This window comes from Bradyrhizobium sp. 132 (assembly GCF_023074185.1).
Taxonomy (GTDB): domain Bacteria; phylum Pseudomonadota; class Alphaproteobacteria; order Rhizobiales; family Xanthobacteraceae; genus Bradyrhizobium.
The window spans coordinates 50,566-76,338 of the sequence record NZ_JADPKY010000081.1 but is presented as its reverse complement, the minus strand read 5'-3'; the positions used below and the strand labels follow the sequence as shown (position 1 = coordinate 76,338).

The 25,773-nt window shown below is 64.3% G+C and carries 27 protein-coding genes; 10 read left to right on the top strand and 17 right to left on the bottom strand.

What is annotated here, in order from left to right; all coding sequences use genetic code 11:
• Positions 1-310: 310 nt before the first annotated feature.
• Complete coding sequence (locus IVA74_RS41050; RefSeq protein WP_247344589.1) at positions 311-865, top strand: hypothetical protein; 555 nt, start codon at positions 311-313, stop codon at positions 863-865.
• 190 nt (positions 866-1,055) lie between these two features.
• On the opposite strand, the gene IVA74_RS14230 is transcribed toward IVA74_RS41050, so the two are convergent.
• The 9 genes from IVA74_RS14230 to sdhC all read right to left on the bottom strand — a co-directional run bounded on the left by IVA74_RS14230 (position 1,056) and on the right by sdhC (position 9,101).
• Positions 1,056-1,298, bottom strand: a complete 243-nt coding sequence (locus IVA74_RS14230; protein WP_247344586.1) for a hypothetical protein — start codon at positions 1,296-1,298, stop codon at positions 1,056-1,058.
• On the bottom strand, positions 1,298-1,795 hold the full coding sequence (locus tag IVA74_RS14225) for a pyridoxamine 5'-phosphate oxidase family protein (protein WP_247344583.1): 498 nt from the start codon (positions 1,793-1,795) through the stop codon (positions 1,298-1,300). Before IVA74_RS14225 ends, IVA74_RS14230 begins: the two co-directional genes overlap by 1 nt.
• 71 nt (positions 1,796-1,866) lie before the next feature.
• Positions 1,867-2,253 (bottom strand): VOC family protein, encoded by a 387-nt coding sequence (locus tag IVA74_RS14220; protein WP_247344580.1) that lies wholly within the window; start codon positions 2,251-2,253, stop codon positions 1,867-1,869.
• Between the two features lie 21 nt (positions 2,254-2,274).
• A complete protein-coding gene (locus tag IVA74_RS14215; RefSeq protein ID WP_247344576.1) occupies positions 2,275-3,099 on the bottom strand; it encodes an FkbM family methyltransferase in 825 nt (274 codons plus the stop codon).
• 170 nt (positions 3,100-3,269) lie between these two features.
• Positions 3,270-5,444, bottom strand: coding sequence for a hybrid sensor histidine kinase/response regulator (locus tag IVA74_RS14210; protein ID WP_247344574.1), 2,175 nt, complete (start codon positions 5,442-5,444; stop codon positions 3,270-3,272).
• A 192-nt stretch (positions 5,445-5,636) separates the two neighbouring features.
• Positions 5,637-6,419 carry a succinate dehydrogenase iron-sulfur subunit gene (locus tag IVA74_RS14205; protein ID WP_247344598.1) on the bottom strand — a complete coding sequence of 261 codons (783 nt, stop codon included), beginning with the start codon at positions 6,417-6,419 and terminating at the stop codon, positions 5,637-5,639.
• A 43-nt stretch (positions 6,420-6,462) separates the two neighbouring features.
• A complete protein-coding gene (gene sdhA, locus IVA74_RS14200) occupies positions 6,463-8,298 on the bottom strand; it encodes a succinate dehydrogenase flavoprotein subunit (RefSeq protein ID WP_247344571.1) in 1,836 nt (611 codons plus the stop codon).
• Between the two features lie 3 nt (positions 8,299-8,301).
• Complete coding sequence (gene sdhD / locus IVA74_RS14195; protein ID WP_247344568.1) at positions 8,302-8,706, bottom strand: succinate dehydrogenase, hydrophobic membrane anchor protein; 405 nt, start codon at positions 8,704-8,706, stop codon at positions 8,302-8,304.
• Positions 8,703-9,101, bottom strand: coding sequence for a succinate dehydrogenase, cytochrome b556 subunit (sdhC, locus tag IVA74_RS14190; RefSeq protein WP_247344566.1), 399 nt, complete (start codon positions 9,099-9,101; stop codon positions 8,703-8,705). Before sdhC ends, sdhD begins: the two co-directional genes overlap by 4 nt.
• Positions 9,102-9,609: 508 nt before the next feature.
• Here sdhC and IVA74_RS14185 point away from each other — a divergent pair.
• A complete protein-coding gene (locus IVA74_RS14185; protein ID WP_247344563.1) occupies positions 9,610-10,470 on the top strand; it encodes a sulfite exporter TauE/SafE family protein in 861 nt (286 codons plus the stop codon).
• Here the strand turns inward: IVA74_RS14185 and IVA74_RS14180 are convergent.
• Together IVA74_RS14180 and IVA74_RS14175 are read right to left on the bottom strand one after the other, a co-directional pair.
• On the bottom strand, positions 10,463-10,969 hold the full coding sequence (locus tag IVA74_RS14180; RefSeq protein WP_247344560.1) for a hypothetical protein: 507 nt from the start codon (positions 10,967-10,969) through the stop codon (positions 10,463-10,465). The genes IVA74_RS14185 and IVA74_RS14180 overlap by 8 nt on opposite strands.
• A gap of 27 nt (positions 10,970-10,996) precedes the next feature.
• Complete coding sequence (locus IVA74_RS14175) at positions 10,997-12,526, bottom strand: malonyl-CoA synthase (protein ID WP_247344557.1); 1,530 nt, start codon at positions 12,524-12,526, stop codon at positions 10,997-10,999.
• Between the two features lie 115 nt (positions 12,527-12,641).
• On the opposite strand from IVA74_RS14175, the gene IVA74_RS14170 reads away from it, so the two are divergent.
• From IVA74_RS14170 to IVA74_RS14155, 4 genes are all read left to right on the top strand, one after another.
• On the top strand, positions 12,642-13,403 hold the full coding sequence (locus IVA74_RS14170) for an SDR family NAD(P)-dependent oxidoreductase (RefSeq protein ID WP_247344554.1): 762 nt from the start codon (positions 12,642-12,644) through the stop codon (positions 13,401-13,403).
• A 305-nt stretch (positions 13,404-13,708) separates the two neighbouring features.
• Complete coding sequence (locus tag IVA74_RS14165; protein WP_247344551.1) at positions 13,709-14,263, top strand: fasciclin domain-containing protein; 555 nt, start codon at positions 13,709-13,711, stop codon at positions 14,261-14,263.
• A 182-nt stretch (positions 14,264-14,445) separates the two neighbouring features.
• A complete protein-coding gene (locus IVA74_RS14160) occupies positions 14,446-15,075 on the top strand; it encodes a cytochrome b/b6 domain-containing protein (protein ID WP_247344548.1) in 630 nt (209 codons plus the stop codon).
• A 14-nt stretch (positions 15,076-15,089) separates the two neighbouring features.
• Positions 15,090-15,872, top strand: a complete 783-nt coding sequence (locus IVA74_RS14155) for a molybdopterin-dependent oxidoreductase (RefSeq protein ID WP_247344544.1) — start codon at positions 15,090-15,092, stop codon at positions 15,870-15,872.
• A gap of 10 nt (positions 15,873-15,882) precedes the next feature.
• Here IVA74_RS14155 and IVA74_RS14150 read toward each other — a convergent pair whose 3' ends face one another.
• A complete protein-coding gene (locus IVA74_RS14150) occupies positions 15,883-17,115 on the bottom strand; it encodes a YbfB/YjiJ family MFS transporter (protein ID WP_247344542.1) in 1,233 nt (410 codons plus the stop codon).
• A 156-nt stretch (positions 17,116-17,271) separates the two neighbouring features.
• Between IVA74_RS14150 and leuB the strand changes: the two genes are divergently transcribed.
• Positions 17,272-18,384: a 3-isopropylmalate dehydrogenase gene (gene leuB / locus IVA74_RS14145; RefSeq protein ID WP_247344539.1), complete on the top strand. Its 1,113-nt coding sequence runs from the start codon at positions 17,272-17,274 to the stop codon at positions 18,382-18,384.
• A 99-nt stretch (positions 18,385-18,483) separates the two neighbouring features.
• On the opposite strand, the gene IVA74_RS14140 is transcribed toward leuB, so the two are convergent.
• Together IVA74_RS14140 and IVA74_RS14135 are read right to left on the bottom strand one after the other, a co-directional pair.
• A complete protein-coding gene (locus IVA74_RS14140) occupies positions 18,484-18,861 on the bottom strand; it encodes a hypothetical protein (protein WP_247344536.1) in 378 nt (125 codons plus the stop codon).
• A gap of 156 nt (positions 18,862-19,017) precedes the next feature.
• A complete protein-coding gene (locus IVA74_RS14135) occupies positions 19,018-19,806 on the bottom strand; it encodes a hypothetical protein (protein ID WP_247344533.1) in 789 nt (262 codons plus the stop codon).
• A 116-nt stretch (positions 19,807-19,922) separates the two neighbouring features.
• On the opposite strand from IVA74_RS14135, the gene IVA74_RS14130 reads away from it, so the two are divergent.
• A complete protein-coding gene (locus IVA74_RS14130; protein WP_247344531.1) occupies positions 19,923-20,957 on the top strand; it encodes an aspartate-semialdehyde dehydrogenase in 1,035 nt (344 codons plus the stop codon).
• 120 nt (positions 20,958-21,077) lie between these two features.
• Here the strand turns inward: IVA74_RS14130 and IVA74_RS14125 are convergent, their stop codons facing one another.
• Entirely contained in the window at positions 21,078-21,722 is a 645-nt protein-coding gene (locus tag IVA74_RS14125; RefSeq protein ID WP_247344528.1) for a carbonic anhydrase, read from the bottom strand.
• Positions 21,723-21,833: 111 nt separating this feature from the next.
• On the opposite strand from IVA74_RS14125, the gene IVA74_RS14120 reads away from it, so the two are divergent.
• Complete coding sequence (locus tag IVA74_RS14120) at positions 21,834-22,721, top strand: CoA ester lyase (protein ID WP_247344525.1); 888 nt, start codon at positions 21,834-21,836, stop codon at positions 22,719-22,721.
• A 17-nt stretch (positions 22,722-22,738) separates the two neighbouring features.
• Here the strand turns inward: IVA74_RS14120 and IVA74_RS14115 are convergent, their stop codons facing one another.
• Positions 22,739-23,257, bottom strand: coding sequence for a hypothetical protein (locus IVA74_RS14115; RefSeq protein WP_247344523.1), 519 nt, complete (start codon positions 23,255-23,257; stop codon positions 22,739-22,741).
• 306 nt (positions 23,258-23,563) lie between these two features.
• On the opposite strand from IVA74_RS14115, the gene IVA74_RS14110 reads away from it, so the two are divergent.
• A complete protein-coding gene (locus tag IVA74_RS14110; RefSeq protein WP_247344520.1) occupies positions 23,564-24,727 on the top strand; it encodes an MFS transporter in 1,164 nt (387 codons plus the stop codon).
• 229 nt (positions 24,728-24,956) lie between these two features.
• On the opposite strand, the gene IVA74_RS14105 is transcribed toward IVA74_RS14110, so the two are convergent.
• Entirely contained in the window at positions 24,957-25,742 is a 786-nt protein-coding gene (locus IVA74_RS14105; protein WP_247344517.1) for a hypothetical protein, read from the bottom strand.
• Positions 25,743-25,773 lie beyond the last annotated feature (31 nt).

Here is a 25,773-nt window from a genome sequence, read left to right as displayed (position 1 = left end):
GGCATCGCTGTCGGGGCCGGGGTAGCGCCGGGTGCGGGAGCCGAACCCGGACGTCCGGTCGGCGGCGGCGTCGGAGCGCCAGCGGGTGCCGGCGTGGCGGTCGGTGCGGGTGTAGCGCCTGGAGCAGGTGACCCTGCAGCCGGAGGCGCGCCAGGACGTCCGCCAGGGGGCGGTGCACCGGGGCGGCCGGTCGGCGGCGTGCCCGGCGTGCTGCGCGGAGCCGGGGTTGCAGTCGGCGCAGGGGTTGCTGTCGGAGCGGGCGTGGCGGTTGGGGCATTAGGCGTCGCCGGGCGCGCTGTGGGAGCGGCAGGTGCCGGAGCAGGTGTCGCCGTGGGAGCAGGCGCGGGCCGTCCCGAAGGGCCCGCTGCGGGAGGCGGCGGTGGCGTCGGGCGAGCCGAAGGCGGCGGTGGCGTGGGCGCGTGCTGCTGCGGAGCTGCGGCGGGCGGCGGTGTGGGAGCCGGGCGCGCCGCGGGCGGTGCCGGAGGCGGCGCATGCTGTTGCGGAGCCGCAGCCGGCGGCCGCGAAGGCGGCTTCGGCGCGGCAGGCGGCGGTGGGGGCGTCGGACGGGCCGCAGGTGGCGGTGGCGGCGCTGCTGGGCGCGGCGGTGCGGCGGCCGGCGGAGGCGCCGCGGGCGGATGGGGCGGTGCAGCTGCGGGCGGCGGTGCGGCCGGGCGCGCGGGCGCCGCCGGAGGCGCGGCCGCTGGTGGTCCCTTCGGCGGCTGCTTCGGTTTTCCGTCAGGGCCGGTTTCCTGTGGCTGCGCCTGCGCAACCACGAGCGGCGCTGCGCTTTGCGCATGCGATGCCGAGTTTGCCAATTGCATCGCGGTCAGAGCCGTGGTGGCAAGCAGCACGAAACGAAGATTAGTCATGATGGTGAACTTCCCCGGAAGGTTCTTTGACGACACGTTGGGATGAACAGCTACGCGTTAGGCCGGATTGTGGCGGACAAAGCGGTCGTGGCCCGATTTATTTCTGCACGCAAATCACCGCACTACAGTGACGTTCATTGCGCATTCAGGCGCAGGTTGCAATTGCCTCAGACCTGATGCTCGGTCTCAAACGCGATCCCGCGGCGGACTTGCGTCCTTCGCGGGATTCGGTGTGAGCGGGCCGTTCGGTCCGCGCGATGGAATCTCTTCAGGCATGCGGCCCGGCAATTCGTCGGGCGGCGCTGGCGAGCCGGGCTCGCGCACCGGCGGCGCGATTTCGGGCTGCGGATTACCGGGCGGAATCCCCGGCGGCGGCTCGGCGGGCGTGCCGGGTGTCGACGGCGGAATCTCGGGCGGCTCGATCGGCATTACATCGAGACCTTGCGGTTATCGCCGATATCGGGCCGCGTGTTTGTCACCGCCGCAGCCGCCATCTTCACATAAGAGATCACGGTGCCGGGCGAGTCCCAGAACTCGGCATCATCAGGCGTGACCTTGAGCACGCGGATGTTCGGATCTTCGGCAGAGTCCCACCACGCCTTGGCCGGCGTCGAGAACAGCTCCTTGATCTTCGCACGGTCGTTGGAAACGATTGCGGTGCCTGTCAGTGAAACGTATTTCTGGCTGCCGGCATCCGCGAACGACAGGTTGATGGACGGGTGACGCGCGATCTCCTCGTCCTTGTGACGCCGCGCGTCGGTGAGGAAATAAATCGTGTTCGCGTTGCGATCGAGATAGGCGCTCATCGGCCGCGCCCGGAGCTTGTCGCCGTCGCGCGTCACCAGCATCGCGAATCCGATCGTCTTCATCAGATCCCAGGCGCGGTTCAAATCGCGGTCGACGTCGCGGGCATTGTCGTTGGCCATATCGTGCTCCTGTTGCAAGAGACGACAACGGCGGGCGCGGAACGAGGTTCCGGCCGAAAGACGGAACTTATCTATTCCGGCGCGTGGCAAACCGCCTCGATGTTGTGTCCGTCGGGATCGAGCACGAACGCGCCGTAATAGTCCGGATGATAATGCGCCCGAATGCCGGGTGGTCCATTGTCGCGGCCGCCGGCGGCCAAGGCCGCCTTGTAGAACGCGTCCACCGCGGAGCGGTCCTTGGCCGTGATCGCGACATGCACCGGCTTGTTCAGCGCGCCCTCGCCGCCGATCCAGAAATCCGGCTTGCCGTCGGCGCCGAAGCCGGCGGCCGGATCGTGGCCGGTCTGCTCCTGCGTGACCTCCATGATCAGGCTGTAGCCGAGCGGCGCCAGCGCTTTGGCGTAGAACGCCTTGGCGCGCTCATAGTCGGAGACCGGAAAGCCCATATGGTCGATCATCGCAACCTCCGTCGTTTGTCGTCAGCGCGACAGGAACGTATTGCTCCGCGTCTTGCGCGCAACGGCAAAGCCGCGCGCGACCATGTCGGCAATACAGTCCTGCTGCCATTCCTTTTGTGACAGATGCTCGATCACCACCGCGCGCGGCCATAGCGATTGCGGCGCGTCGCGGAAGAAGCCGATCAGCACGCGGTCCTCGAAGCCTTCGACGTCGATCTTCAACGCGTCCACCTTCGTGACGTCTGCCTCGTCGAGAATGCGCGTCAGCCGCAGCGACGGGACCTTGATGGCCTCCGCGCTGGCGGTGCCGGTGACGACGTGGGTGGCGCCGAGATTGCCGCCGCCGCTCTCGATCATGAGCTCGCCGTCGCTGTCGCCTGCGGCAGCCTGCACCAGGCGCACCTGCGTCGCTTTCGATGCGGCCTGGTTGAATGAGAGCCGCCCAAACGTCATCGGATGCGGTTCGATTGCGACCACTTTCCCTGATGGCCCGACCTGCTGCGCCATCACCAGCGCAAAAGTGCCGACATTGGCGCCGACGTCGACGAACACGCCGCCCGCTGGGGTGTGCTGGCGCAGGAAGTCGAGCTCGTCGAGATTGTAGTCGGGATTGAACAGCGCACCGCGCTCGGTCGCGCTGCCCTGGTGATAGAACCGGAACGAGGCGCCCTGATACGTCACGTCGACGGGACCACCGCGCAGCAAATTGACCAGCCGCGACATCCAGGGCCGGAATGCGCCGCGCTTCAGCCCCGAGCGTTGTGCGAGGCCGATGATCGCGGCCTGCGCCGCATTCGGCGCAAACGCGCCGAATGGCGCGGACGAAGGAGCCTTGTCGGTCGTCAAGTCGGAGTCCTCGTTGTAAGCGGCGCATGCATAACCGGTTTTGCCGGGGACTCCAACGGCGGAAGACGTCTGTACGGGCTTTCCCGGATTGAGCTGCGCACCGTCCGAGCTACGCCTCACGCCGCCTTCTTGACCATCCTCATCATCTTGTCCTGATTCCATGTGCCGGATCATTCGGCAGCGCCGCCACGCACCCGGCGGAGCCGGGCGACCCGATGCAGGATGCGCGACAGCTGATCGATTGCGTAGGGCTTTTGCACGAGCTCGAAATCGAAATTGCCGTCCTGGGACAGCGCCTCGCTGTAGCCGGTCGTCAGCACGACCGGCACGCCGATGCCGCGGTCGCGGATCGCCTGCGCGAGATCGAGCCCGGTCATGCCCGACATCACGATGTCCGAGAAAACGACATCGAAGCGATCGGCGTCCATGACCAGCTCGGCGAGTGCATCGGTTGCATTGTCGACCAGCGTGATGCTGTAGCCGAGTTCGGTGAGGCCGTCGGCGGCGAAATTGGCGAGCTCGATATTGTCCTCGACCAGCAGCACCGACATGCCGCTGCCGGCCACTGCCGGGGCCGTGTTCGGTGCCTGCCGCTGCGGCAGCAGGTGCGGCGCCACGCGCGGCAGATAGAGCGAGAAGGTGCTGCCTTGGCCCACCTCGCTGGTGACCGTCACCTCGCCGCCGGACTGCCGGGCGAAGCCGAACAGCTGCGACAGGCCGAGACCGGTGCCGTGGCCGACCTGCTTGGTGGTGAAGAACGGCTCGAAGATGCGCTCGAGCCGCGCAGCCGGAATGCCGATGCCGGTGTCGCTGACGGCAATGCTGACGAAGCCCAGATGACCTGGAAGATCATGGGTGCCTGTACGGTGATGGCTGCCCGAGACGGGAGCCCGCGTCTCCGTAATCGTCGTCACGGTCTCGACGTTGAAAACGATCCTGCCCTTGCCGTGCATGGCATCGCGCGCATTGGTCGCCATGTTGATCAACGCCGTCTCGAACTGGCTTGCATCGGCATTGACGAGGCAGGGCTCGGCCGGCAGCCGCATCGCGATTTCGATCGCGGGTCCGAGCAGCGTCGCGAGCATGTCGTGCAGCGACTGCATCCGCGCGCCGACGTCGAACACCTCAGGCTTCAAGGTCTGGCGCCGCGCAAACGCGAGCAGCTGCGATGTCAGTTTGGCCGCGCGTGCGACCGCGTCCGCGATGGCGGTGATGTAGCGCTGGCGCCGCTCCTCGCTCAGTTGCGGCCGGTTCAACAGGTCGACGGAGGCGCGGATCACGGTCAGGAGGTTGTTGAAATCGTGCGCGACGCCCCCGGTGAGCTGCCCGAGCGCCTCCAGGCGCTGGCTGTGCTTGAGTGCTTCCTCGGCTTCACGTCGCGCTGCGGCCTCGGCCTGGAGATGCTGGGTGCGCCGGATCGCCAGCGCCAGCAGCAGGAACAGCAGCGCGGTGGCGGGAACGCCGAACACCAGATGCTGGCCCATGGTGGCGAACCAGCGCGCGCGGATGGCCGAGGTCTCGAGCCCCGCGCTGACATAGATGGGATATTCGGCCACGCGCCGGTAACCGATGCGGCGCTCGATCCCGTCTGAAGGCCACGCGACGGTGATGAGGCCGTGCTCGGGGTGAGCTGCGATGTTCCGGCCGACCGGTCCGTTGGGATCGAGCCGAAGGTCGCGGTCGAGCCGCGGAAGATGCGCCAGCACCACCCCGTCGGGGCGTCCCATCGCGAAGAAGCTGCCGGGATCGGAGCCGATCCTGGCATAGAAGCTCTCGAAATATTCGGGCAGGACGGAGGCCTGGATCACGCCGATGAAGCTGCCGTCGTCGGAGTCACGGCGGCGGCTAACCCCGAAGAAGCGAGCACCCTGATAGGGCGCGCGCGGTGTCAGCGAGGCGCCGATGAATGTGCCGATGGCCTGGTCGACATGGGCATAGAAATAGTCGCGGTCCGCAAAGCTCTGCTCCGGCGGCGGCGAGGCAAGGCTGTTGACCAGCGACTTTCCGTCCGCATCGAAGATCCAGGCCGATTTGAGCTGCGGCAGCGATAAGGTCAGCTGCTTCAGGCGGCGGTGCAGGGCCGGTTCGCGCGAGCGGATGACGTCGTCGGGCAGGCCGCGCACCACCTCGTTGAGCTCGGCGAGGCTGCGGTCGATCGTCTCGAACACCTTGAGTGCGTGCTCATGTGCGACATCGAGGGTGCGCTCGATCTCGCGGTCGGCGATGTCGTGTGTCGAGGTGTAGGAGATCGAGGATGCGATCGCGAACAACGCAATCGGGAGCGCCAGGGATGCGCCCATCATCCACTGCAACAGTCTCAGCGAATTGCGTTGCGCGCCCTGCACGGTCGCTCCGGTCCCCCACCGGAGAGCTTACTTGAATTTTACGCCGGGAAGGAAGCGGCTTGTGGCGATAACCGGAGGTTGCAATCCGCCGGTGCGCTCGCTCACGGAGCGGAGGAGAAATCTACTCCAACAGGCGCCCGCCATAGAAAATGCCCCGGCCGTTTCGGCCGGGCATCGCAGCATGAATGACGCCTAGATCTGGCGCTCGACCAGCTTGAGCTTGAGCTCGGCGATGGCTTCCGCCGGGTTGAGGCCCTTCGGGCATGCCTTGGCGCAGTTCATGATGGTGTGGCAGCGGTAGAGGCGGAACGGATCCTCGAGATCGTCGAGGCGCTCGCCGGTGGCCTCATCCCGTGAATCGGACACCCAGCGGTTGGCCTGGAGCAGCGCGGCGGGACCGAGATAGCGCTCGCTGTTCCACCAATAGCTCGGGCACGAGGTCGAGCAGCAGGCGCAGAGGATGCACTCGTAGAGGCCGTCGAGCTTCTCGCGGTCCTCGTGGCTCTGCTTCCATTCCTTCTGCGGCGTCGGCGAGGTCGTCTTCAGCCACGGCTCGATCGACGCATATTGCGCGTAGAAATTGGTGAGGTCGGGGACCAGGTCCTTCACCACCGGCTGGTGCGGCAGCGGATTGATCTTCACCGCGCCGTCCTTCACGTCGTGCATCGAGCGGGTGCAGGCCAGCGTGTTCTGGCCGTCGATGTTCATCGCGCAGGAGCCGCAGACGCCTTCGCGGCAGGAGCGGCGGAAGGTCAGCGACGGGTCGATATGGTTCTTGATCCAGATCAGGCCGTCCAGCACCATCGGACCGCAATCATAAGTGTCGACGTAATAAGTGTCGACGCTCGGATTTTTGCCGTCGTCCGGGTTCCAGCGATAGACGCGGAATTCGCGCGTTTCGGTCGCGCCCGCGGGCTTCGGCCAGGACTTGCCGCCGGTGATTTTCGAGTTCTTCGGAAGTGCGAATTCAACCATTTCGATCAAGGCCTTCGCTGTTCGATCAATACACGCGCGCCGCTTAGTAAACGCGAGCTTTGGGCGGGATGTACTGGACGTCGTTGGTCATGGTGTAGTCGTGAACCGGGCGGTACTCGATCTTGACCTTGCCGGAGTCTTCCAGCCAGGCCAGCGTGTGCTTCATCCAGTTCTTGTCGTCGCGGTCGGAAAAGTCCTCGCGGGCATGCGCGCCACGGCTCTCGGTGCGGTTGGCGGCCGAGTTCATCGTCACCACCGCCTGCGAGATCAGATTGTCGAATTCGAGCGTCTCGATCAGGTCGGAATTCCACACCAGCGAGCGGTCGGACACGGCGATGTCGGTGATGCCGCTGTGGACCTTCTCGATCAGATTCTGACCTTCGCTCAGGATGTCGCCGGTGCGGAACACTGCGCAATTGTTCTGCATCACATGCTGCATGCCTTCGCGCAGTTTTGCGGTCGGCGTACCACCGGAGGCGTAGCGGTAATGGTCGAGGCGACCGAGCGCGAGATCGGCCGAATTCGTCGGCAGTTCGGGCTGCTTGGCGTTGGGCGTGAGCTTTTCGGCCAGCCGCAGCGCGGCGGCGCGGCCAAACACGACCAGGTCGATCAGTGAGTTCGAGCCGAGGCGGTTGGCGCCGTGCACGGAGACGCAGGCGGCTTCGCCGATCGCCATCAGGCCGGGGATGATGGCGTTGTCGTCGCCGTCCTTCTTGGTCAGCACTTCGCCGTGATAATTGGTGGGGATGCCGCCCATGTTGTAGTGCACGGTCGGCACGATCGGGATCGGCTCGCGCGTCACGTCGACATTGGCGAAGATCTTTGCCGATTCGGAGATGCCCGGCAGGCGCTCGGCGAGCACCGCGGGATCGAGATGGTCGAGATGAAGGAAGATGTGGTCCTTCTTCTTGCCGACGCCGCGGCCTTCGCGAATCTCGATGGTCATCGCGCGCGAGACGACGTCGCGTGAGGCGAGGTCCTTCGCCGACGGCGCATAACGCTCCATGAAGCGCTCGCCTTCGGAGTTGACGAGATAGCCGCCTTCGCCGCGTGCGCCTTCGGTCACGAGACAGCCCGAGCCGTAGATGCCGGTCGGGTGGAACTGCACGAATTCCATGTCCTGCATCGGCAGGCCGGCGCGCAGCACCATGCCGCCGCCGTCGCCGGTGCAGGTGTGCGCCGAGGTGCAGGAGGCATAGGCGCGGCCATAGCCGCCGGTCGCGAGAATCACCGTCTGTGCCCGGAAGCGGTGCAGCGTGCCGTCCTCGAGCTTGATCGCGACGACGCCGCGGCAGGTGCCCTGGTCGTCCATGATCAGGTCGATGGCGAAGAACTCGATGAAGAACTCGGCCGCGTGACGCAGCGACTGGCCGTACATCGTGTGCAGCATGGCGTGACCGGTGCGGTCGGCGGCGGCGCAGGTGCGCTGCGCCTGGCCTTTGCCGTAGTCCAAGGTCATGCCGCCGAACGGGCGCTGGTAGATCTTGCCGTCTTCGGTGCGCGAGAACGGCACGCCCCAGTGCTCGAGCTCGTAGACCGCCTCGGGCGCGTTGCGCACCATGTATTCGATCGCGTCCTGGTCGCCCAGCCAGTCCGACCCCTTCACGGTGTCGTACATGTGCCAGCGCCAGTCGTCCTTGTGCATGTTGCCGAGCGAAGCCGAGATGCCGCCTTGCGCCGCGACCGTATGCGAGCGGGTCGGAAACACTTTGGTGATGCAGGCCGTGCGGAGGCCGGCTTCGCCGCAGCCGACCACGGCGCGCAAGCCCGCCCCGCCGGCGCCGACCACGACGACGTCATAGGTGTGGTCTTCGATCGGATAGGCTTTTCCGTTGGTGGCGGGAGCGCCGTTGCCCTTGCCATTCGTTCCTGTGGCCATGGGTTACACTCCGGAGGAAAGTTTCACGATCGCGTAGGTCGAGGCGAGCGCCACGGCGATCGAGAAGAAATTGTTGAGCATGACCGAGATGAGCTTCAGCTTCTCGTTATGGATGTAGTCCTCGATCACGACCTGCATGCCGATCTTCATGTGCCAGACGCTGGCGACGATGAAGAGCAGCATGATCACCGCTATCGGCAGCGAGCCGAGGATCACCTTGGCGCCGGCCTGGTTGCTGCCGAGCGTCATCATCACGACGACAATCACCGGCAGCATCAGCAGGGTCATCGCGACGGCGGTGATGCGCTGGCGCCAGAAATCGGAGGTGCCGGAATGTGCGGCGCCGAGATTGCGGACGCGCCCAAGTGGGGTGCGCATGCTGCGCTTCGGGGTGTCGGCTGCGCTCATCGTACACCTCCGATCGCGTAGGCGATGATCCAGATCAGCACCGTCAGCACGATGCCGCCGATCAGCGCGCCCCAGGTCAGCGCTTCGCGCTCATTGGCCTTGAAGCCGTAACCGAGATCCCACACCAGGTGCCGGAGGCCGCTCAACATATGGTGCATCAGCGCCCAGGTGTAGCCGAACACGATCAGCCGGCCGATGATGCTGCCGGTGAACGCCTGGACGGTGGCGTAGGCGGCGTGGCCGGAGGCTGCGGCGACCAGCCACCAGACCAGTAGCAGCGTCCCGGCGTAAAGGGCGATGCCGGTGGCGCGATGGACGATGGAAAGGGCCATCGTCAGCGTCCAGCGGTAGACTTGCATGTGGGGAGAAAGCGGTCGTTCGATCCGTGCGGTCATGGGCTTCGATTGCTTTATTGCGGCCCAGCATGGGCGCGCGGGGATCGCGGAAGGTCGGCTCTATTTACGGAGTCGATTTGGCCTGCGCAATCACCAATTCGCCATCAATCGAACCGGCGTTCAGCGCTATGGCGTTGATGAAACAAGGCCAATCCGGTGCCTGGTATACCAGGGCGCTGGCCCACGGACCAAACATAGAATATATATTCATTTCTTCGTGCTTCCCGTCCATCGTCATTGAAATCGCTGTTGGAACACCTCTAAACGGACCATCCCGTCCCGTCCAAACTTCCGATGGCGTGTGCCAGCGGACCTCCCGACCCGGTCTGCAAGCTGCCGCTTCACCATTTTTGGGGCATCTGCCGGATATGCGCAGCCTGCATTCCACCCCAGCCCGCAAATGCGATGTGTCGACCGCGCAAACCAGATCGCTTACAGCTTTCCGCGCAACCATGTCCGGGCGCATGCCTCGGAGACGTTGCGACCAGTTGCGGGGGGCAGGTCAGGGGTGATTGCAGGTCTCGATATCAAGGAGATCGTCGAACTCGCGCTGCTGCTGATCGCAACGGGCGCGCTCTCGGGATTTCTGGCCGGCGTGTTCGGCATCGGCGGCGGCGCGATTCTGGTGCCGGTGTTTTATGAATGCTTCCGCATCGCCGGCGTGCCACTGGAAGTGCGTATGCCGCTCTGCATCGGCACATCGCTGGCCGTGATCATCCCGACCTCGATCCGTTCGTTCCAAGCGCATTACAAGCGCGGCGCCGTCGACACCCCCATCCTTCGCGTCTGGTGGCTACCGATCGTAATCGGTGTCATCGCAGGCAGCGTGGTCGCGCGCTACGCGCCGGAGCGGCTGTTCAAGATCGTGTTCGTCGCCGTCGCGTGGTCGGCCGCGGTACGGCTGATCTTCGCGCGCGAGAGCTGGAAGCTCGGAGATGACTTGCCGAAGGGTCCGCTGATGCGAATCTACGGCTTCTGCGTCGGCATTTTGTCGACGTTGATGGGCATCGGCGGCGGCCTGTTCTCGAACCTGCTGATGACGTTCTACGGCCGGCCGATCCATCAGGCAGTGGCCACATCGTCGGCGCTCGCGGTGCTGATCTCGATCCCCGGCGCGCTCGGCTACATCTACGCCGGCTGGCCGGCGGCGGCCAGCTATCCCGGCGTTGCAGCCCTGCAAGTCCCGTTCGCGCTCGGCTACGTCTCGCTGATCGGCGCCGTCCTGGTGATGCCGATGAGCCTCGTCACCGCACCACTCGGCGTGAGAGCCGCGCACGCGATGTCGAAGCGGACGCTGGAGGTGGCGTTCGGGTGTTATCTCTTCATTGTCGGCAGCCGGTTTGTGTTGAGCCTGGTGGGCGCTAGTTAACCGACCGGTCCTTCAATCTCACTTCGCTCCGAGTCCACACCCGGAGATCACCTTGCGCATCCAGGAGGTCGGCCTCGACCAACGCCTGAATGCGGGCCGCGAACACTTCATATTCGATAGGTGCGCCTAGCTCTCCCTCCTCGACCTTCTCCGCCGCGCAGTAAAGGACCATCGCCACCTTCTGCCAGCGAGGTTTCATCACGGAGAAAATGATTCGATCGATATCGGTCTCCAGCACCGACGGCGGCAGCGAGACTTCCTCCCAGCGAACTGTGCTGTCGATTGTTGCCGGCGGTAGCGGCGGCTCCAGGTCAGGGTGTCTTTTGTAGATCAGTCGCAGAAGCTTGAACTGCAAATGGAAAACCGCCGTTACAAGCGGTTCTGCAAACAGCTTTCTGCCGTCATCGCCAACATCGACGATCGCGGCCTCAGCTCGGCGGAATGCCGCGGCAGCATCGAGCAGGTGTTTGTGTATCTTTTTTGCTTGCTCTCGGTTCATGTCCCCCAGCCCGGAGCGATTGCGCCCCTATTTCTTCGCGTACAGATCCTTGTACGTATCCCGCAAAATATTCTTCTGCACCTTGCCCATGGTGTTGCGTGGCAGCTCGTCGACGACAAAGACGCGCTTGGGCATCTTGAACTTTGCCAGCCGGCCGTCGAGCGCCTTCAGCACCGCCGCCTCGCTCACATCGGCGCCCTTGTTGCAGACCAGCACGGCCGTGACGCCCTCGCCGAAATCGGCATGGGGCACGCCAATCACGGCTGATTCGATCACGCCGGGCATGGCGTCGATCTCGCTCTCGATTTCCTTGGGGTAGACGTTGAAGCCGCCGGAGATCACGAGATCCTTGCCGCGGCCGAGAATGTGGACATAGCCCTTGGCGTCGATCTTGCCGAGGTCGCCGGTGATGAAGAAGCCGTCGTCGCGGAATTCCGCCTTGGTCTTCTCCGGCATGCGCCAATAGCCTTTGAACACGTTCGGGCCCTTGACCTCGATCATGCCGATTTCTTCACGCGGCAGTTCCTTGGCGGTTTCAGGATCGGTCACGCGTACGGAGACGCCGGGGAGGGGAAAGCCGACCGCGCCGGGCACGCGCTCGCCGTCATAGGGATTCGACGTATTCATGTTGGTCTCGGTCATGCCGTAGCGCTCGAGCACCGCGTGCCCCGTGCGCGCCGACCATTCGCGATGGGTTTCGGCCAGCAACGGCGCCGAGCCCGAGATGAACAGCCGCATGTGTGTTGTAGTTTCGCGCGACAGCCCGGCGTTCTGGAGCAGGCGGGTATAGAAGGTCGGCACGCCCATCAGCACCGTGGCACGCGCCATCAGCTTGATGATCAGATCCGGGTCGAGTTTTGGCAGGAAGATCATCGCCGCGCGCGCGAACAGCGTCACATTGGTGGCCACGAACAGGCCGTGGGTGTGGTAGATCGGCAGCGCGTGGATCAGCACGTCCTTGTCGGTGAAGCCCCAGTAGCCGACGAGCGCGAGCGAGTTCGATGCCAGATTGTCATGGGTCAGCATCGCGCCCTTGGAGCGGCCGGTGGTGCCCGACGTGTAGAGGATCGCGGCGAGATCGTCGTTTGCACGCGACACCGTGGCGAATTCGCTGCTCGCCTTGTCGGCGGCCTCTGTCAGCGAGCCCTTGCCGTTCGGCCCGAGCGTCTCGACTTTTGCCTTCACCTTGGCGGCGATCGGGGCAAGGCCCTCCGCCTTGGAGGGATCGCAGACCACCAGCGAGGGCTCGGCATCGCCGATGAAGTAGTCGAGCTCGTTCAGCGTATAGGCGGAGTTGAGCGGCAGATAGACCGCGCCGGCCCGCACCGTGGCCAGGTACAGCACGATGTTGGCCACGGATTTCTCGACCTGCACCGCAACGCGATCGCCGGGCTTCACGCCGCGCGCGACCAGCACATTCGCCATTTGACCGGCCCGCGCGATCAGATCGCCATAGCTGATGCGCCCTCCGTCATGCGTCTCGATCGCAAGGCGCTTCGGATCGTCCAGGCCGTCGAACAGGCGGGAAAACAGGTTGGCGTTGGCAGCTGGGTTCATGCAAGATTTCCTCGACCGCAGGAACTTGTACGACAAGGCTCGTCAGACAAGGCCGGTCAAAACCGAGGGCTGGATTAGCAAAAACCGCCCCAATGAAGCAACGGAGACAGTTTGCATGACCAAAAACGGGAAACGCGTGGCCTGGGTCACGGGCGGGGGCAGCGGGATCGGGGAAGCCGGTGCCGAGGCGCTCGCGGCCGACGGCTGGATCGTCGTGGTCTCGGGCCGCCGCAAGGACGCCCTGGATACCGTGGTTGCGAAGATCGCCGGGGACGGCGGGGCGGCCGAGGCGATTGCTCTGGACGTGTCGGTCGCCTCCGAAGCCCAGAAGGCGGCCGATCAAATCGTCGCGAAGCACGGCCGGATCGACCTGCTCGTGAACAATGCCGGTATCAATGTTCCCAAGCGGAGCTGGAAGGACATGGAACTGGAGGGCTGGGACCAACTGGTCCAGGTCAATCTCAACGGCGTGCTCTATTGCATGCGCGCGGTGCTGCCGACGATGCGCAAGCAGCAGGACGGCGCCATCATCAACGTCTCGTCCTGGGCCGGCCGCCACGTCTCGAAAATGCCGGGCCCGGCCTACACCACCACCAAACACGCCGTGCTGGCGCTGACCCATTCCTTCAACATGGACGAATGCGTCAACGGCCTGCGCGCCTGCTGCCTGATGCCGGGCGAGGTGGCGACCCCGATCCTGAAGCTGCGCCCGGTGGTGCCGAGCGAGGCCGAGCAGGCGAAGATGCTGCAATCCGAAGATCTGGGCCGCACCATCGCGTTCATCGCGAGCATGCCGGCGCGGGTGTGTATCAACGAGCTGCTGATCAGCCCGACGCATAATCGCGGGTTTATCCAGACGCCGCACAACAGGGATTAGCAGGACGTAGAGCCGCTCGCGTCATTGCGAGCAAAGCGAAGCGATCCAGAAATGCGTGCGCGGTAGCAGTCTGGATTGCTTCGTCGCTTTGCTCCTCGCAATGACGGGTTGATGCACCCCACGAAGCATCTCCCACATAGTTTCACGCATCACGATAAATTATTGTTCGAAACCCCATCGCAAACCCTCCCGTAGTTTGAGCCAACGACGGCGCTGCTGCTTCACGCTCACAGGTTCGCAGCCACTGTTGTTGCCCAACTCGAACGCCGGCCAATGCCGGTCACCATCCAATCGGGAGACTCTCCATGTCGAAGCGTATTGCCTATCTCGCTGCCGCCGCGTTCAGCACCCTGGCCATCACCGCGACCGTCGTCGCGCCCGCCCGCGCCGAGGAAAAGACCGTCATGGTCGGCGGCGCCGCGATGTTCCCGTCCAAGAACATCGTCCAGAACGCCGTCAACTCGAAGGACCACACCACGCTGGTGGCGGCGGTGAAGGCGGCCGGCCTGGTGCCGACGCTGGAAGGCAAGGGCCCGTTCACGGTGTTCGCGCCGACCAACGCCGCCTTCGGCAAGCTGCCGGCCGGCACCGTCGACACTCTGGTCAAGCCTGAGAACAAGGCCACTCTGACCAGGATCCTGACCTACCATGTCGTGCCCGGCAAGCTCGAGGCCTCCGACCTCACCGACGGCAAGAAGATGAAGACCGCCGAAGGTGAGGAACTGACGGTGAAGAAGCAGGACGGCAAGGTCTGGATCGTCGATGCCAAGGGCGGCACCTCGATGGTGACGATCAGCAACGTCAACCAGTCCAACGGCGTGATCCATGTGGTCGATACCGTGCTGATGCCCGCGACGTAACCCCGCGCGGTCCGGCTTCATCCCCGAACCGGATGCGACGAAAAAGCGAGCCGGGGATACCCGGCTCGCTTTATTGTGACCACTATAGATCGCCGGTATCGATTCAATGTCGGACAGGGCGTAACGAAAGCGGAAGCATCGGCGTATAATTGCTGTCAGACGATGTTCAGGACGGAACCATCATGTCGAGCCTCACAGTCACCGATGAGCAGGTCAGCGCCGCCCCGGCCAAAGTAATCCAGCCGGCCTGGGTCCGGGTCATGCACTGGATCAACGCGCTCGCCATGATTCTGATGATCCTGTCGGGTTGGCAGATCTACAACGCCTCGCCGCTGTTCGGCTTCACTTTTCCCCGCGACTACACGCTCGGCGGCTGGCTCGCCGGCGGCCTGCTCTGGCATTTTGCGGCGATGTGGCTGTTGATGATCAACGGCCTCGCCTATCTCGTCACCGGTTTCGCCACCGGCCGCTTCCGCAGGAAACTGCTGCCGATCACCCCGTCCGGCGTGCTTCACGATGTCAGGGCGGCGCTGACCTTCAAGCTCGGCCATGCCGATCTCACCGTCTACAATTACGTCCAGCGCGTGCTCTATGCCGGCATCATCGCGGTCGGCGTGCTGATCGTGCTGTCGGGTCTGTCGATGTGGAAGCCGGTGCAACTGCATTGGCTGGTCATGCTGTTCGGCGACTATCCGACCGCGCGCTACATCCATTTCTTCTGCATGGCCGCGATCTGCGCCTTCCTCGTCATTCACGTTGTGCTCGCGCTGTTGGTGCCGAAGAGCCTGCGCGCGATGATCATCGGCCGTTGAGCGGAGCAAGAACCATGGCAAAACGCTCATTCCTGATCCCCGGCGTCGACAAGCGGCTGCTGATCAAGGACTCCCTCAAGACGATGCCTGATGTCAGCCGTCGCCGCTTCATCGCGGGCGGCGCCAGCTTGGGGGCGCTGACGCTGCTCACCGGCTGCGACGTGATCGACTCGTCCTCCGCCGAGGAGATGCTCAAGACGGTTTCGAAATTCAACGACGCCGTGCAGGATTTCATCTTCAATCCCGACGCGCTGGCGCCGACATTCCCCGAGAGCGCGATCACCAAGCCGTTTCCGTTCAACGCCTATTACGATCTCGACGACGCGCCGGATGTCGACGGCGCCGACTGGAAGCTCGAAGTCCGCGGCCTCGTCGACAACAAGAAGTCGTGGACGCTTCCGGAATTGTACAAGCTGCCGCAGGTCACGCAGATCACCCGTCACATCTGCGTCGAGGGCTGGAGCGCGATCGGCAGCTGGACCGGCACGCCGTTGCGCGACTTCCTCAAGCTGATCGGTGCCGACACGCGCGCAAAGTACGTCTGGTTCCAGTGCGCCGACAAGGACGGCTACAATTCTCCGCTCGACATGCGTACCGCGCTGCATCCGCAGAGCCAGATGACGTTCAAATACGCCAACGAGATCTTGCCGCGCGCCTACGGCTTCCCGATGAAGATCCGCGTCCCGACCAAGCTCGGCTTCAAGAACCCGAAATACGTGGTCTCGATGGAAGTCACCAACGACTACAAGGGCGGTTATTGGGAAGATCAGGGGTATAATTCGTTCAGCGGGAGCTAGTCACGCTGTCCTACGGCACCGAGCCCTTCGGCCCCACCTTGCGCTGGCACAGCGCCGCAACCGCCCCCAACGCCAGCAGCGCCGCCGACACATTCAGCGCGTAACTCAAGCTCCCCAGCGCATCCGTGATCGCGCCGACCACGATCGGGCCGAGCGTCTGGCCGACGCCGAACGAGATCGTCATCGCCGCGATCGCGGTCGGCCACACCTCCGGCGGGTAGTTGAAGCGCACGAAGGCGGTGGTCGAGCCGACCACGGCGAAGAAGGCGACGCCGAACACGACGGCGGAGACCGCGAGCCATGCCGGCGAATGCCCGAGCATCGGCAGGGCGGCGCCGAGCGCGTTGGTGCCGAGGATGATGGCGGTGGCAAGCCCGCCGCGATCGAGCGCGAGCACGCCGCGCCAGGCCCACGGCGTGACGAAGGCGCTGAGACCGATCAGGCTCCAGAACGCCGCCTGCGCCGCGGGGCCGCCGCCGCCGTCGCGCACATAGGCGATCATGAAGGTCATGTAGGCGATGTAGCCCGCGCCGAACAGGAAGTAGCCGGCGAGATAGATCAGCACGGGCACAATCGCGAAGGCGGCGTGGCCGCCTTGCGAGAAACGCACTCCGCTCTCGATGCGGACCAGGAACAGCGGCACGGTCATCACGACGGACAGCAGCGTCAGCGCCCACCACACGATCCACCACGATCCCGGCCCGAAATATTGAAGCGTGAACGGGGCGATCAGGCCCGAGGCGAGAATGCCGATGCCCGGCCCGGCATAGAACAGGCTGAGGAGGAAATTGGCCCGCTGCGGGCGCGATTGCGCGATCGAAGCGGCCAGCGCGCCTCCGGCGACGAAACCGGCGGCGGCACCGAAGCCGAGCACGAGACGCGCCAAGCTCAATGCAACGAAATTCCCGGTCAGGGCGCAAGTCGCAAGGGCGGCGACGCAGGCCAGGGTTCCGCCGCGGATCGCGGCCGCCCAGCCGACGCGCTGGATCAGCCGGGACGCCACAAGCGCGCCCGCGAGATAGCCGACGGCGTTGATGGTGTTCATGAAACCGGCGGCCGAGTAGGACCAGCCGAGGTCTTCCCGCATGTCCGGCAGCACCAGGGCATAGGCAAAGCGGCCGATGCCGAGCCCGACCGTCGCAGCCAGCGACAAGGTCAGGATCAGCCGCGCGGGATGGGCGTCGGGTGGAGGGCGGCGGTCTTGAGCAAAACAGTCTTGGGCGGGCAAGGGGTACTCCGGCATGCGCAGTGTGGCAGGCCCTGCCTGCCTTGCACAGCCGCGAGGCGGCAATGGTGTCTTGCCAAGCGCGCAACGCCGCTCTAGCACTCCGGCCGAAATTCAAGAGCGCCGTCATGCCCGGCCTTGTGCCGGGCCATGACGAAACGGAGGAAGAACGTCATGGCGACCCACAAGCTGCTGCTGCTCCCCGGCGACGGTATCGGCCCCGAAGTGATGGGCGAGGTGAAGCGGCTGGTCGACTGGCTCAATTCGGCCGGGATCGCCAAGTTCGAGACCGACACCGGCCTGGTCGGCGGTTCGGCCTATGACGCGCACAAGGTGTCGATCTCGGAAGGCGACATGGCCAAGGCGCTTGCCGCCGACGCCATCATCTTCGGCGCGGTCGGCGGCCCGAAATGGGATGCCGTGCCCTACGAGGTGCGCCCCGAAGCCGGCCTGCTGCGCCTGCGCAAGGATCTCGGCCTGTTCGCCAACCTCCGCCCCGCCGTCTGCTACCCGGCGTTGGCGGATGCCTCGAGCCTGAAGCGCGAAGCCATCGAGGGCCTCGACATCGTCATCGTGCGCGAGCTCACCGGCGGCGTCTATTTCGGCGAGCCCAAGACCATCACCGATCTCGGCAACGGCCAGAAGCGTGCCATCGATACCCAGGTCTACGACACCTATGAGATCGAGCGCATCGCCCGCGTCGCCTTCGAGCTTGCGAAGAAGCGCAAGAACAAGGTGACGTCGATGGAGAAGCGCAACGTCATGAAGTCGGGCGTGCTCTGGAACGAGGTCGTGACCCAGGTCCACAAGCGCGAATATGCCGACGTGACGCTCGAGCATCAGCTCGCCGATTCCGGCGGCATGATGCTGGTGAAATGGCCGAAGCAGTTCGACGTCATCGTCACCGACAATCTGTTCGGCGACATGCTGTCCGACATCGCGGCGATGCTGACGGGATCGCTCGGCATGCTGCCGTCCGCCTCGCTCGGCGAGGTCGACGTCAAGAGCAAGAAGCGCAAGGCGCTGTACGAGCCCGTGCACGGCTCGGCGCCCGATATCGCAGGCCAGGGTCTCGCCAATCCGATCGCGATGATCTCGTCCTTCGGCATGGCGCTGCGCTATTCCTTCGACATGGGCGATCTCGCCGACAAGGTCGATGCCGCGATCGCGGCCGTGCTGGCCAGCGGCCTGCGCACCGCCGACATCAAGTCGGACGGCACCACAGCCGCCTCGACCACGCAGATGGGCGAAGCGATCTTGAAGGAATTGCAGAAGCTGCACGCTTAGAGTCGTAGCCCGGATTGCTTCGCGAAATCCGGCTACACGACAAACAAAAATGGCCGGGCGCGAGCCCGGCCATTTTTGATTCAGGTCGATAATTCCGCCTCAGTACAGCGGGAAATTTCGCGGGTATCCGCCAACATCCGACGGGGTGCTGAGCGGCTGGCGATCGATTGGACGGGTGTTGTTCTCGCGCGCGAATGTCGGGAGACCATTCTCCGGCGGAAACGCATAGTCGGAGAACTTGCGGTCGCCCGGATTGACCTCGGTGCCGCCGTCGAGCCAGGAGCGCTTGCTCACATAGAGGCGGGTGCGGCCCTGCTGATAGACGGTGTTGGGGCCGCTCGGTCCGTAATAATGCCGGCCGCGATCGTCATAGCGCTTGGGCTTGGTGTCGGCCGAGGCCGGCGTCGCGAGGCTCATGGCAACCACGGCGCCTGCCGCGAGCCACGTCGCCAATTTGGCAGAGAATTTCGAGCTCATCACGTCCCCTTCAGGCGGCAAGCCGCCAGTCGATATCATCCCATACTAGCCCGGCCCGGGCGGCCGCAACTAGGTCTATTGGGTCACACCAGCGCGGAATAATCGTGCGCGTTGGCAAAAGTTGCATGAATACCAGCCACTTGAGCTTGATGCCGGTCAGAGCGCTCCGCGCAATTGTGCGTTCGCGGCACCCAGCAGCCAGTCCGACGAACCCTGGGAAGTGCAAGCGCGGCGCTTCAGCTCCGCATGGGCGAACAATTCGGCCAGCTTCGGCTCGTTGCCCGAGGTCAGTAGCGTCAGCCGGTTCAACGTGCAGGCGATCGCCGCGCGCCGCTCGGGCAGGGTACCGCCTTGGCAGGAGAAGCCGGAGATCTGGAGCGCTGGCTCCTCGCTGCGCTTGAGGTAGCCGAGGCAGGACGACGCGCCCGCCGCCGTGCCCGTTGGCCGGAACAGGGCGACATGGCCGAATTTGGTGTCGATCAGGCCGGCCTGCTCAAGCGGGGTCGCGGTGCCCAGTCCCATCTGGACGGCCAGGTCCGCGGTCGCCGGACGCGCCACGTCGAATTCGTCGCCTTCCCGGTAAATCTCGAGCTCGGCCACGGGCCTGTCCGCCTCGCTCGCCCAGCGCATCACGTCCCTGCGGCCGCCTTCGGGATGCCTGAGGATGGTGTAGGCTCCTGTTTTTTCTGATGAATCGAGCCGGCTGAGGGCGAAGGCCGGATGCGAGCGGTCGGCTACGCTCCAACCCGGCTTCACCGCCGACCCATCGTCGCGGAGCTCAGGCAGCTGGCCGAGTGCCGCAAGCCCGAGGATGGCAAACAGCACCAAAGCCCCCACATAGACGAACAGACGCGCCAGCGTGCCGACGATCTCATCGGCGAAGGCTGCGAGCGCCAATTGGATTTGGGTGGGGGTTGCGGCCGTGCTGGCCTCAGGCGACTGCATCCACGGCCTTCAGGCATGGTCCAACGTTGTCTTGAGGCCGGTTCTCGCATAGAAGCGCTGCTCTTCCTGTTTAAGCCTCAGCTTCAGGAAAGAGCTTTTTCGTCGGAGAGTGAACGATGGGTTACAAAGTCGCAGTCGTCGGCGCGACCGGCAATGTCGGACGGGAAATGCTCAACATCCTCGACGAGCGCAAATTCCCCGCGGACGAGGTGGTGGCCTTGGCGTCACGCCGCAGCATGGGCGTCGAGGTCTCCTACGGCGACCGCACGCTGAAGGTCAAAGCGCTCGAGCATTACGACTTCTCCGACGTCGACATCTGCCTGATGTCGGCGGGCGGCGAAGTGTCGAAGGAATGGTCGCCGAAGATCGGCGCCGCCGGCACCGTCGTGATCGACAATTCCTCGGCTTGGCGCATGGATCCGGACGTGCCGTTGATCGTGCCGGAAGTGAACGCGGACGCGACCGCGGGCTTCAAGAAGAAGAACATCATCGCCAACCCGAACTGCTCGACCGCGCAGCTCGTGGTCGCGCTGAAGCCGCTGCACGACAAGGCCACCATCAAGCGCGTCGTGGTCTCGACCTATCAGTCGGTGTCGGGCGCCGGCAAGGATGCGATGGACGAACTGTTCTCGCAGACCAAGGCCGTCTACACCAACCAGGAGCTGGTCAATAAGAAGTTTCCCACGCGCATCGCCTTCAACGTCATCCCCCAGATCGACGTCTTCATGGAGGACGGCTACACCAAGGAAGAGTGGAAGATGATGGCGGAGACCAAGAAGATTCTTGATCCCAAGATCAAGCTCTCCGCGACCTGCGTGCGCGTGCCGGTTTTCGTCGGCCATTCCGAGGCCGTCAACATCGAGTTCGAGAACCCGATCACCGCGGATGAAGCGCGCGACATCCTGCGCAAGGCGCCGGGCTGCCTCGTCATCGACAAGCATGAGCCCGGCGGCTACGCTACGCCGTACGAAGCGGCCGGCGAGGACGCCACCTATATCAGCCGCATCCGCGAGGACGCGACGGTGGAGAACGGTCTCGTGCTGTGGTGCGTGTCGGACAATCTGCGCAAGGGCGCCGCGCTCAATGCGATTCAGATCGCCGAAGTGCTGATCAACCGCAAGCTGATCAGCGCGAAGAAAAAGGCGGCGTAAGGGCGGGATCTCGTAGGGTGGGCGAAGGCGCGCACTTCGCGCGCCGTGCCCACCATCTTTCCAAGATGACGAAAGAAGTGGTGGGCACGCTTCGCTTTGCCCACCCGACGAAGGGCGACTTCAAGCCACGCTTCGCGCGTTCCTGAATTCCTTCGTGTCCTTGTCCAGCACGAACAGCGACCCTTCCGCGACGCCGAAATAGGCGCCGTGGGTCTGCATCTGGCCGGCGTCGACCGCCTTCTGCACGAACGGGAAGGTCATCAGGTTTTCGAGGCTGCGGAACACCGCGGCCTTCTCGATGCGCTCGACGAATTGCGCCATGGTTTCGTGGTCGCGCTGCTCCACCACTTCGCCGGGCTTGATGAACATCTGCATCCATTTGCCGATGAAGTCGCCAGGCGTCAGCGGCTCGATCTTGTCGACGAAAGCGCGGATGCCGCCGCATTGTGCGTGCCCGAGCACCACGATGTGCTTCACCTTCAGCACCGTCACGGCATATTCCAGCGCCGCAGAGACGCCGTGCGCGTTGCCGTCGGGCTGATACACCGGCACCAGATTGGCGATGTTGCGGACCACGAAGAGTTCGCCCGGGCCGACGTCGAAGATCACTTCGGGCGAGACGCGGCTATCGCAGCAGCCGATTACCATCACTTCCGGGAACTGCCCCTTCACCGACAGCTCGCGGTAGCGGGTCTGCTCGGTCGGCAGCCGCTGGGTCGCGAAGGCCTTGTAGCCTTCCAGCAAGTGCTCTGGGAATGTGTTCATGGCCTATGCCTAATCATATACCGCAGGGGCGAACAAGCCTTTCGAATAGGCAGGCCAGATGCTATCGGCTTCGGTCGGAAGTGAGACGAGGAAACCGGAAGGAACGCTTGCATGACCCGCCCGCGCCGCAGCCATCTGTTCATGCCCGGCTCCAACCCCCGCGCGCTGGAAAAGGCGCGCAATCTCGCCGCCGATGGCCTGATCCTCGATCTGGAAGACTCCGTCGCCCCCGATGCGAAGGCATTGGCGCGCGACGGGATCGCTGCCGCGATCGCGGCCAAAGGGTTCGGCAAGCGCGAGATCCTGATCCGGACCAACGGCCTCGACACGACCTGGTGGGCCGACGATTTCGCGATGGCGGCCAAGGCCTCGCCCGACGGCATCCTGGTCCCGAAGGTCTCCAGCGTCGAGGACCTCGACACGATCGGCCGCCGTCTCGCCGAGCTCGGCGCGGCGCCGACCGTAAAAGTCTGGGCCATGATCGAGACCGCGCGCGCGGTGCTGCATGCGGAGGAACTGGCTGCCGCCGGGCGCGATCCCAAGAGGCGCCTGTCAGGTTTTGTGTTCGGTCCGAACGACATTTCGCGCGAGACCCGGATCAAGATGCTGCCGGGCCGCACCGCGATGATCCCGATGATCACGCATTGCATCCTGGCAACGCGCGCCCACGGCCTCGAAATCCTCGACGGTCCCTACAGCGACATCGCCAATTCCGACGGCTTCGCCACCGAATGCGCGCAAGGCCGCGATCTCGGTTTTGACGGCAAGACGCTGATTCATCCGTCGCAGATCGACGCCTGCAACGCGATCTTCACGCCGCCCGAGGAGGAAGTCGCGCGCGCGCGAAAAATCATCGCGGCGTTCGAATTGCCGGAGAACGTCTCGCGCGGCGCGATCCGTCTCGACGGCGCCATGGTGGAGCGCCTGCACGCCGACATGGCCCGACGCACGATCGAGATCGCGGATGCGATCGCCGCGATGGGCAAGGGTCAGGGCTAGGGCGCGTACCGCATCAGCTAGTCGCGGTATCGGCAGAACTCGTCCCCGTTTTCGTATTCGAGACAGGTCTTTACGCGAGGACGAGGCCGGACTTCGTGGTAATTGCGGCCTTCGCTGCGATTCGCAGAGCCATATCCGGGGCCGCGATCCATGTCATCATCGTCGCGCCGCCAATTTCGTCCCGTGGTCTGATGATCCTCATCCCGGTCCATCATGCGTCCCATCTGGCGCTGACGCATGCGGTCCATGTCCATGCGGTCCTCGCCACGCTGCCGCGTCGTCCAATCTCGATTGATCCGCGTGTCTTCGGCGCTGCGGCGGTCTCGGTCGCGGGATTGGTCCGACTGCTGAGGTGTGCGGTCCGGCTGAGTTGGGGTGTTTTGGGTTTGGGATTGGCCCGACTGTTGAGGGGTGCGATCAGGGCCAGCTTGGCTGGAAGATTGGTTCGTATCCGGCGTCGTCTGCTGAGCAGACGCGGTGACGGGAACGAAGCCAGAGAGCAGGAACAGGACGGTTGCTAAGTCTGAACGGCGCATGATCTCACCTCGCGAGTTTGCTCTCTAACCGCGCGGCTCAGCTTTTGTTCTTAGTCATCTTCGCCTTTCGGCCGCGATCTCGGTTTTGACGGCAAGACGCTGATTCATCCGTCGCAGATCGACGCCTGCAACGCGATCTTCGCGGACGCGATCGCAGCGATGAGCAAGCCGTAGCTCAGCCTCGTCACTCGGCGCTTCCCATACGATAGGCGCGGGTCCCTTGGGGAACCGACGCCGTCATCGGCCGTTGCTTTGCATCGAGCGGCTGGGACAATCGGAGCCCGCCTTGGCGCGGGCTATCGCTGCATGCGCATTTGGCAAGGAAGTTCGCCGGCCTTCACGTTCGTGTTCACCATGGGCATCGTCAATCTGTTCGGCGATGTCACCTATGAGGGCGGCGGCAGCATCAATGGCCCGTTCATGGCGACGCTGGGGGCGAGCGCCGCCGTAGTCAGCATCACCGCCGGCGCGGGAGAGTTTCTTGGCTATGCGCTGCGGCCCTTCTCCGGATACGTTGCCGACAAGAGCGGGCGCTATTGGCTCATCACCTTCATTGGCTATGGCATCAACCTGATTGCGGTGCCTGCGATGGCGGTTGCAGGAAACTGGCAGGTCGCCGCTTTGCTGGTGCTGGCCGAGCGTGTCGGGCGCGCGATCCGCAAGCCGACGGTCGAGGCGATGATCTCGTACACGACCGGCGAACTCGGCAAGGGGTGGGTTTACGGTCTCAACACCGCGCTCGACGAGGTCGGAGCTACGATCGGACCGCTCATGATTGCCGCCGTCCTTTTCTGGAATGGCAGCTATCAGCTGGGCTATCTGCTGCTGCTGATTCCGGCGTTGCTTGCATTCCTGTCGCTTGCTGTGGCGCGCGCCGGCTTTCCCGTGCCTTCGAAGCTCGAGCAGGGTCAGACCGCTTCGGCCGGTGATTTCTCGCCTGCCTTCTGGGGCTACATGATCGCAGGCGCATTCTTTGCTGCCGGCCTTATGAGCTTTGAGCTGATCTCGTATCATTTCGATCGAACGCACGTCGTGACCGGGCAGTGGATACCTGTCTTCCTCGCGATCTCCACCGGATGCGGAGTCCTCGTCAGTCTTGCTTTCGGGAAGCTGTTCGATCGCTTCGGGCTACCGGTCGTGCTCGTTGCAGTTCTGCTGTCGGCGACGTTCTCGCCCTTCGTGTTCTTCGGCGGCTTCGGCACGGCGCTTGTGGGCATCGTATTGTGGGGAATCGGCTACGCCACTCAGGACACGCTGCTCAAGGCGCTGGTTGCCACCGTCCTGCCGGAAGGCAGGCGCAACCTTGCCTTCGGTCTGTTCTATGGAGGCTATGGCATTGGCTGGCTGATCGGCAGTGTCGTGACGGGTCTGCTCTATGAGCGCTCGATTCTGGCGCTGGTCATCTTCGCAATCGCCGCGCAGCTTGCATCTTTGCCGATGTTTGTCCTTGCCAGCCGCTTACAGCGTTAGCGGGTCACCGGCGCCGCAATCATCGCTGCCGCGCGTCCGCTCCGTTGGCATAGAGCAGGTGCCCCGACAAATGACTCGCATCCGTAGAGACGGGCAGCAGGCACAGGAACCCAGCAATGCGCAGGGCAGATTCAGTGCGCCGTGGGTCACCCGATCGAGCGTTTCCAACGTCGACGCATTGGCACGGTAGCCCTGATAGTTCTCCGCCGCGCTGGATCAAACGGCGTGTTCAGCCGAACCGCTCCGCCGCCCATGCGTACAGGCTGCCCGGGATCGGCTTTTCGCCGCCGCGCCCTTTCGGCGAGATGTGCAGGCCTATGATATCGGGGTCGCTGACGAGGCCGAGATAGTTCGAGGGGTCGAAGAACAGTTTTGGCTCGGCATGCACGGCATAGAACGATTGTTTCGGTAGCGCGCAGCTCAGCTCGCCGGTGCGACGGGCGAGCGCGGTCAATGCCGCTGGTCCGAAGATCGCGACGCGGATGTCGGAGAGGCGGTTCGAACCGCCGCGCAGGCGGCGCACCGCAAACGTGACGCGATGGCGCAGCGACAGCCAGTCCGGCGTCAGCTCCTCCTGCTCCATCAGCTCTTCGAAGGCGGCAACGATGCCGTGCTTGGGCGGCAGGTAGATCACGGAATTGCCGAGCTGGCGCGGCCGCTCCCAGGCGAAGTAGGGTTTTGCCGGATCGATCTCGGCGGGCTTGAGCAGCAGCACGTCAGCGTCGAGCCAGAGACCAAGACCCTTCGCCATCAGCTTCATGCGGAAGAAGTCACTGAACTGAAGCGTGGTCCAGTCGCGCCAGCTTCCATCCGGCTGCGGCGGGCGCAATCGTTCGGAGAACGCGTGCGGCAGGATCGCCTCGGCATCCGCATTGTCGATGCCGGCGGGCAGGCCGGGAGTGGTGTCAAAGCTGTAGACCGTGACCTTGTGGCCGGCCGCGAGCTGCGAACGCAGACAGGTCTGGCGCAGGGTGTCCATCGGGCCATGCCAGAAGGTGACAATGTCGGGCAGCATGCGCGAAGCTATACGGGATAATGAGGGCAAA

What these genes read in the sequence shown, in the direction of transcription:
- IVA74_RS14230 (WP_247344586.1), bottom strand. Translation starts at nt 1,298, where the DNA reads ATGCCGATCGAGCCGCCCGAGATTCCGCCGTCGACACCCGGCACGCCC.
- IVA74_RS14225 (WP_247344583.1), bottom strand. Translation starts at nt 1,795, where the DNA reads ATGGCCAACGACAATGCCCGCGACGTCGACCGCGATTTGAACCGCGCC.
- IVA74_RS14220 (WP_247344580.1), bottom strand. Translation starts at nt 2,253, where the DNA reads ATGATCGACCATATGGGCTTTCCGGTCTCCGACTATGAGCGCGCCAAG.
- IVA74_RS14205 (WP_247344598.1), bottom strand. Translation starts at nt 6,419, where the DNA reads ATGGTTGAATTCGCACTTCCGAAGAACTCGAAAATCACCGGCGGCAAG.
- sdhA (WP_247344571.1), bottom strand. Translation starts at nt 8,298, where the DNA reads ATGGCCACAGGAACGAATGGCAAGGGCAACGGCGCTCCCGCCACCAAC.
- sdhD (WP_247344568.1), bottom strand. Translation starts at nt 8,706, where the DNA reads ATGAGCGCAGCCGACACCCCGAAGCGCAGCATGCGCACCCCACTTGGG.
- sdhC (WP_247344566.1), bottom strand. Translation starts at nt 9,101, where the DNA reads ATGACCGCACGGATCGAACGACCGCTTTCTCCCCACATGCAAGTCTAC.
- IVA74_RS14180 (WP_247344560.1), bottom strand. Translation starts at nt 10,969, where the DNA reads ATGAACCGAGAGCAAGCAAAAAAGATACACAAACACCTGCTCGATGCT.
- IVA74_RS14175 (WP_247344557.1), bottom strand. Translation starts at nt 12,526, where the DNA reads ATGAACCCAGCTGCCAACGCCAACCTGTTTTCCCGCCTGTTCGACGGC.
- IVA74_RS14170 (WP_247344554.1), top strand. Translation starts at nt 12,642, where the DNA reads ATGACCAAAAACGGGAAACGCGTGGCCTGGGTCACGGGCGGGGGCAGC.
- IVA74_RS14165 (WP_247344551.1), top strand. Translation starts at nt 13,709, where the DNA reads ATGTCGAAGCGTATTGCCTATCTCGCTGCCGCCGCGTTCAGCACCCTG.
- IVA74_RS14160 (WP_247344548.1), top strand. Translation starts at nt 14,446, where the DNA reads ATGTCGAGCCTCACAGTCACCGATGAGCAGGTCAGCGCCGCCCCGGCC.
- IVA74_RS14155 (WP_247344544.1), top strand. Translation starts at nt 15,090, where the DNA reads ATGGCAAAACGCTCATTCCTGATCCCCGGCGTCGACAAGCGGCTGCTG.
- IVA74_RS14150 (WP_247344542.1), bottom strand. Translation starts at nt 17,115, where the DNA reads ATGCCGGAGTACCCCTTGCCCGCCCAAGACTGTTTTGCTCAAGACCGC.
- leuB (WP_247344539.1), top strand. Translation starts at nt 17,272, where the DNA reads ATGGCGACCCACAAGCTGCTGCTGCTCCCCGGCGACGGTATCGGCCCC.
- IVA74_RS14140 (WP_247344536.1), bottom strand. Translation starts at nt 18,861, where the DNA reads ATGAGCTCGAAATTCTCTGCCAAATTGGCGACGTGGCTCGCGGCAGGC.
- IVA74_RS14135 (WP_247344533.1), bottom strand. Translation starts at nt 19,806, where the DNA reads ATGCAGTCGCCTGAGGCCAGCACGGCCGCAACCCCCACCCAAATCCAA.
- IVA74_RS14130 (WP_247344531.1), top strand. Translation starts at nt 19,923, where the DNA reads ATGGGTTACAAAGTCGCAGTCGTCGGCGCGACCGGCAATGTCGGACGG.
- IVA74_RS14125 (WP_247344528.1), bottom strand. Translation starts at nt 21,722, where the DNA reads ATGAACACATTCCCAGAGCACTTGCTGGAAGGCTACAAGGCCTTCGCG.
- IVA74_RS14120 (WP_247344525.1), top strand. Translation starts at nt 21,834, where the DNA reads ATGACCCGCCCGCGCCGCAGCCATCTGTTCATGCCCGGCTCCAACCCC.
- IVA74_RS14115 (WP_247344523.1), bottom strand. Translation starts at nt 23,257, where the DNA reads ATGCGCCGTTCAGACTTAGCAACCGTCCTGTTCCTGCTCTCTGGCTTC.
- IVA74_RS14110 (WP_247344520.1), top strand. Translation starts at nt 23,564, where the DNA reads ATGCGCATTTGGCAAGGAAGTTCGCCGGCCTTCACGTTCGTGTTCACC.
- IVA74_RS14105 (WP_247344517.1), bottom strand. Translation starts at nt 25,742, where the DNA reads ATGCTGCCCGACATTGTCACCTTCTGGCATGGCCCGATGGACACCCTG.